5 protein-coding genes are annotated in these 6,000 nt (G+C 68.9%); all 5 read right to left on the bottom strand.

What is annotated here, in order from left to right; translation table 11 throughout:
* Positions 1-562 precede the first annotated feature (562 nt).
* A complete protein-coding gene (locus QC818_RS16960; RefSeq protein ID WP_309654049.1) occupies positions 563-1,864 on the bottom strand; it encodes a branched-chain amino acid ABC transporter permease in 1,302 nt (433 codons plus the stop codon).
* Entirely contained in the window at positions 1,864-2,868 is a 1,005-nt protein-coding gene (locus QC818_RS16955) for a branched-chain amino acid ABC transporter permease (RefSeq protein ID WP_309654048.1), read from the bottom strand. The genes QC818_RS16960 and QC818_RS16955 overlap by 1 nt, the downstream gene beginning before the upstream one ends.
* A 31-nt stretch (positions 2,869-2,899) precedes the next feature.
* A complete protein-coding gene (locus tag QC818_RS16950) occupies positions 2,900-3,604 on the bottom strand; it encodes an ABC transporter ATP-binding protein (protein WP_309654047.1) in 705 nt (234 codons plus the stop codon).
* A 71-nt stretch (positions 3,605-3,675) separates the two neighbouring features.
* Complete coding sequence (locus tag QC818_RS16945; RefSeq protein WP_309654046.1) at positions 3,676-4,446, bottom strand: ABC transporter ATP-binding protein; 771 nt, start codon at positions 4,444-4,446, stop codon at positions 3,676-3,678.
* Between the two features lie 45 nt (positions 4,447-4,491).
* The gene (locus QC818_RS16940) at positions 4,492-5,934 is read right to left on the bottom strand and encodes a sodium-dependent transporter (protein ID WP_309654045.1); all 1,443 of its coding nucleotides are present in this window, start codon (positions 5,932-5,934) and stop codon (positions 4,492-4,494) included.
* Positions 5,935-6,000: the final 66 nt, after the last annotated feature.

The following is a 6,000-nucleotide window of genomic DNA, read 5'->3' as shown; positions in this document are numbered from 1 at the left end:
CAGCCGGGCCTCGGCGCCGAGGGGGCCCTGTAGGAGAGCTCTTCAGAGCGCGATCCGCCGCGCCAGCGACGGCGCCGGGCCTCGGCGCCGAGGGGGCCTTGTAGGAGCGCTCTTCAGAGCGCGATCCGCCGCGCCAGCGGCGGTGCCGGGCCTCGGCGCCGAGGGAGCCCTGTAGGAGAGCTCTTCAGAGCGCGATCCGCCGCGCCAGCGGCGGTGCCGGAGCCCGGGGCGCCTGCGGCGCCTTTCGCGCAGCAAGCTGCGCACCTACAGCATTTCTCCGGCCAGCCGGGCCTCGGCGCCGAGGGGCCCTGTAGGAGCGCTCTTCGGAGCGCGATCCGCCGCGCCAGCGGCGGTGCCGGAGCCGGGGCGCCTGCGGCGCCTTTCGCGCAGCAAGCTGCGCTCCTACAGCATTTCTCCGGCCAGCCAGCCGGGCCTCGGCGCCGAGGGGGGCCTGTAGGAGCGCTCTTCGGAGCGCGATCCGCCGCGCCAGCGGCGGTGCCGGACCCCGGGCGCCTGCGGCGCCTTTCGCGCAGCAAGCTGCGCTCCTACAACACACGAGTCGTCAATCCACGTGCTTGACCTTCTCGGGCAGCAGCCCCTTGGGCGCGAAGCGCAGCACCAGGGTGATCAGCAGCCCGATCACGAACACCCGGGCCTGCAGGGCGCGGCTGTCCAGGCTGGCCGGGGCCTCCCAGCCGAAGGTGCCCTCGCCGAAGCTCACCGCCAGCTCCATCAGGAACAGCGCCAGCGGCTCGGACATCAGCCAGATCACGTAGACCGCCAGGGCGCCGAAGATGGTGCCCAGGTTGTTGCCGGGCCCGCCGAGGATGACCATCACCAGCACCAGGAAGGTGTGGTTCAGCGGCAGGTAGCCCTGGGGGTCGAAGAGGCTGTTGAAGCTGGCCAGCACGGCGCCGCCGATGCCCATCAGGATGCAGCCCAGCACGAAGATCTCCAGGCGGCGGCGGTTGATGTCCTTGCCCATGGCCGCGGACGAGATCTCGTTGTCGCGGATGGCGCGGATCATCCGGCCCCAGGGGGCGTGATAGGCGCGGTGCAGCAGGAAGAAGATGCCCACGATCAGCACCGCCGTCACCGAGAAGTACAGTGCCCGGGCCAGGGTGAAGCCGACCTCGGCGGGGCCCGGCACCGGCCAGGGCAGCGGCGAGACGGTGGCGGTGCCGCGGGTCAGCCAGTCGGAGTTCTTGAGGAAGGCCTTAATGATCTCGGCGATGCCGATGGTGGCGATGGCCAGGTAGTCGCTGCGCAGGCCCAGGCAGATGTGGCCGATGAAGTAGCCCACGCCACCGGCCAGCGCCCCGCCGACGATCCAGCCGATCCAGGCGGGCAGCCCCAGGCCGCCGATGAAGCCGGCCTGGGCCTCGATCTGGTCGGTCACGCCGCGCAAGGCGCTGATCACCACCAGGTAGAGGACCACGGCCAGCACCACGCTGATCAGGGTGCGCAGCTTCTTCGGCACGCCGACCCGATCGAGTCGGGTGGCCCCGAACACCAGGGCGCCCGCCCCGACGACGTAGAGCAGCACCACGCCCAGTTCTCCGGGCAGCTCGGTGTCCCAGAAGGCCTCGTTGACCGGCACGCTGAAGAACATGGCGCAGAAGCCGCCCAGCGCCACGAAGCCCATGACGCCGGCGTTGAACTGGCCGGCGTAGCCCCACTGGATGGTCAGGCCCAGGGCCAGAATGGCATAGCAGGCGGCCTCCACCAGCATGCGGGTGCTGTAGGCGGCGCCCATGACGCCGTAGACGCCGAGCACCGCGACCAGCAGGATCAGGAAGAGGACGACCTCGCGCAGCGGGAAGCGGCGCGGGGCGGGAACGGTATCGGTACGTGTCGCGCTCATCAGATCACCTTGCCCTTGAAGATGCCGGTGGGGCGCCACACCAGGATGGCGACCAGGATGAAGAAGGGCACCACGATCTTGTACTCGGTGCCGACGAAGGCCAGGTTGCCGGGCAGCGAGAGCCACTCGGGCAGGCTGTCGCGGAAGGGCCTCAGCAGGATGTTCCAGTTGAACACCGCCAGGGTCTCGGCGAAGCCGACCACGAAGCCGCCGGCGATGGCGCCGTAGGGGTGCCCCACCCCGCCGACGATGGCCGCGGCGAAGATCGGCAGCAGCAGGAAGAAGCTCAGGTCGGGCTTGAAGGTCACGTCCAGCGACAGCAGGGTGCCGGCGATGGCGGCCAGGCCGCCGGCGATCACCCAGGTCACGGCGACGATGGTGTTGGTGTTGATGCCCGAGGCCTGGGCCAGGTCGGGGTTGTCGGACATGGCGCGCATGGCCTTGCCCAGCCGCGAGCGCGACAGGAAGAAATGCAGGCCGACCACGCAGATGATGGTCAGCGCGAACAGGTAGAGCTGGGGCTCGGTGATCACCACCGGCACGCGTACGCCCTCGATGGGCAGGGCCAGTCGGAAGATCTCCTTGCGATCGTCGATGTACAGGCTCTGGCCGCCGGTGCCGGCGAACAGCCGGATCAGCCCCTGCAGCATCAGCGCCACGCCCAGCGAGCCGATGACCATGACGATGGGCTTGACCCCGTGGGCGCGCAGCGGCTTGTAGAAGGCCCGGTCGATGCCCACCGCCAGGGCGGCGGTGAGGGCAATGGCCAGCGGCAGCAGGACGATCGGGGTGGGCACGCCGATGACACTGCCCGCGCCCGGGAAGAGCGTCGTGAGCAGCAGCACCATAAAGGCGCCGAAGGTCATCATGTCGCCGTGGGCGAAGTGGGCGAAGCGCATGATGCTGAAGATCAGCGTCACGCCCACCGCGCCGATGGCGTAGATCGAGCCGGTCACGCTGCCGGCGATCACCACGTTGTTGATGAAGAAAACGAGTTCGTTCACGGGACGTCTCCGATGGTCCGTCGGGGCGGGCTCAGCCGCCCAGGAAGCTCTTGGCGACCTCGGGGTCGGCCAGCAGGGCCGCGCCGGTGTCGGTGAAGCGGTTCTGGCCGGCGGCCAGCACGAAGCCCTTGTCGGCGATGGCCAGCGCCTGCTTGGCGTTCTGCTCGACCATCAGGATGCCGACGCCGGCGGCGTTGACCTCCTTCACCCGCTCGAAGATCTCGTTCATGTAGCGCGGCGAGAGCCCGGCGGTGGGCTCGTCGAGCAGCAGCAGGTCGGGCTCGGCCATCAGCGCCCGGCCCATGGCGACCATCTGGCGCTGGCCGCCGGAGAGCTCGCCGGCGGGCTGGTGGCGCTTGTCGTAGAGCGGCGGGAAGAACTCGTAGACCCGCGCCAGCATGCGCTTGACGTTGCCGGGCTTGAGGTAGGCGCCCATCTGCAGGTTTTCCTTCACCGTCAGGCTCGGGAAGACGTTGTATTCCTGGGGCACGAAGCCCATGCCCTTCTGGACGAGCTTGTTGGGCGGCAGGTTGTGGATGGGCTCGCCGCGCAGCAGGATCTCGCCCTGGTTGACATGGAGCAGGCCGAACACGGCCTTGAGCATGGTCGACTTGCCGGCGCCGTTGGGGCCGACGATGACGCCGATCTCGTCGGCCTCGATGGCCATGTTCACCCCGTTGAGGATGTTCATGCCGCCGTAGCCGCCATGCACGTCGCGTGCGTCGAGTAATGGCATAGGGAGTTCTCTGCGTTGTCGTTATCGGGCGGGATCCGACCGCCCGTCGTTGTTGTTGGTGCCGCGGGCCATCAGGCCGCGGGAGAGCCGAAGTAGGCCTCGATGACCTCGGGGTTGTTCTGGATCTCCTCGATGCTGCCCTCGACCATGACGCTGCCCTGGGCGAGCACGATCACCGGGTCGCACAGCCGGGCGATCATGTCCATGTCGTGCTCGATGACCAGGAAGGTATAGCCCATCTCGCGGTTGAGGCGCTCGATGTTGCCGACCAGGTCGCCGAGCAGGGTGCGGTTGACCCCGGCGGCGATCTCGTCGAGCAGCACCACCTTGGCGTCGGTCATCATGGTGCGGCCCAGCTCGAGGAGCTTCTTCTGGCCGCCGGAGAGGTTGCCGGCGAGCTCGTTGCGCACATGGTGCAGGCCCACGAAGTCGATGACCTCGAGCGCCCGGCGGCGCACCTCGGCCTCCTCGCGGCGCACCTCGCCCGGCTTGAACCAGGTGGCGAACAGGTTCTCCCCGGCCTGGCGGGGCGGCACCATCATCAGGTTCTCCAGCGCCGTCAGGTTCGAGAACTCGTGGGCGATCTGGAAGGTGCGCAGCAGCCCCTGGTGGAAGAGGGCGTTGGCCGGCTGGTTGGTGATGTCCCGGCCGTCGAAGAGGATCCGGCCGCTGTCCAGCGGCAGGGCGCCGGCGATGATGTTGAACAGCGTCGACTTGCCGGCCCCGTTGGGGCCGATCAGGCCGGTGATGGAGCCCTCCTCGACCTGGATCGAGCAGTCGTTGATGACCTGGAGGCCGCCGAAGGCCTTGTTGACGTGTTGGACGTCGATGATGGCTGACATGTCACACCCGTGTTGTGTTGTTCGTTGCGGTGCAGGCGACGTGGTTCAGTGCTCCCGGCGCTCGGCCAGGAAGGTGCGCCCGGCGGCGAAGGCGCCGACGATGACCAGGGCCCCGATGGAGGGGATCCAGTAGCCCTCGACCTGCGGCACGCTGCGCAGGAACACGAAGGCCACGGCGGCCGGCGCGACGAAGCGCACCAGGAAGCGCCAGGCGCGGAACCAGGTCTCGTTGGTGCGCATTTCCTTCATCACCTCGCCGTGGGTCAGGGCCCAGCCGGCGAAGAGCGCGATCAGCAGGCCGCCGAGCGGCATGAAGATATTGGTGAGCAGCTCGAGCAGGCCGAAGGCGCTGCGCCCGAAGAGGCTATGGAAGATCGTGCCCTCGGCCATCAGGTTGAAGCTGAACACCGTGAGCAGGCCCAGCGCCCAGCTTGCCACCACCATGGCGGAGACCGCCTGGGGGCGGCTGAGGTCGAAGCGCTCGACCAGGAAGGCGGCCACCGGCTCGATCAGCGAGATCGAGGAGCTGATGGCGGCGCCCAGCACCAGGATGAAGAAGATGCCGCCCAGCAGTGGGCCGCCGGGCATCTCGGCGAAGGCCAGCGGCAGGGTGACGAACATCAGCCCCGGGCCCTCGGCCGGGTCCAGGCCGGCGCCGAACACCAGCGCGAAGATCGCCAGGCCGGCGATCAGCGCCACGCCGGTGTCGACCACGGCGATGGTGAAGGCGGTGCGGGTCAGCGAGGCCTCGCCGGACATGTAGGCGCCGTAGGCCATGATCGCGCCCATGCCCAGGCTCAGGGTGAAGAAGGACTGGCCCATGGCCTCCAGCCAGCCTTCCAGGCTGAGGTCGCCGACATGGAAGGTGAACAGGAAGTCCGCCGCGCCGCCCAGGTCGCCGATGGCCGCGGCGTAGACCAGCACCACCATCAGGATCACGAACAGCGCCGGCATCAGGATGCGCAGGCCGTTCTCGATGCCGCGGTGGATGCCCAGGCCGACGATCAGCGCCGAGGCGCCGATGAACAGGGTGTGATAGAGCGCCAGCAGCGGCGGCGAGGCCAGCAGGGCGTCGAAGCCGGCGGCGATGGTCTCGGCGTCGGCGCCGTCGAGGCTGCCGGTGAGCATCTTGCCGGTGTAGTGGAGCGCCCAGCCGGCGATCACCGAGTAGAAGCTGAGGATGATGAAGGCCGAGGCGGCCCCCAGCCAGCCGATCGATTCCCAGGCCCGGGAGGTCTGGTGGGTGCGGGTCAGGAAGCGCATGCCCATGATCGGGCTGCGCCGGCTGTTGCGGCCGAGCATGATCTCGGCGATGAGGATCGGGATGCCCACCGCGAAGATGGTCAGGGCATAGATCAGGATGAAGGCCCCGCCGCCGTTCTCCCCGGCCAGGTAGGGGAAGCGCCACAGGTTGCCGAGCCCCACCGCCGAGCCCACCGCGGCGAGCAGGAAGGTGCCCTTGTGCGTCCAGACGTTGTGCGTACTCATCGGGTGCCCGCTGTTGCGTGTCGGCCTTGTGGGCCGGGGGAGTCCTGCGCCGGGATGTCCGGCCTC

The sequence above is a fragment of the Halomonas koreensis genome (genome assembly GCF_031451675.1).
Taxonomy (GTDB): domain Bacteria; phylum Pseudomonadota; class Gammaproteobacteria; order Pseudomonadales; family Halomonadaceae; genus Halomonas; species Halomonas koreensis.
The sequence above is the reverse complement of the archived record's forward strand: the minus strand, read 5'-3'. Positions and strand labels throughout refer to the sequence as shown.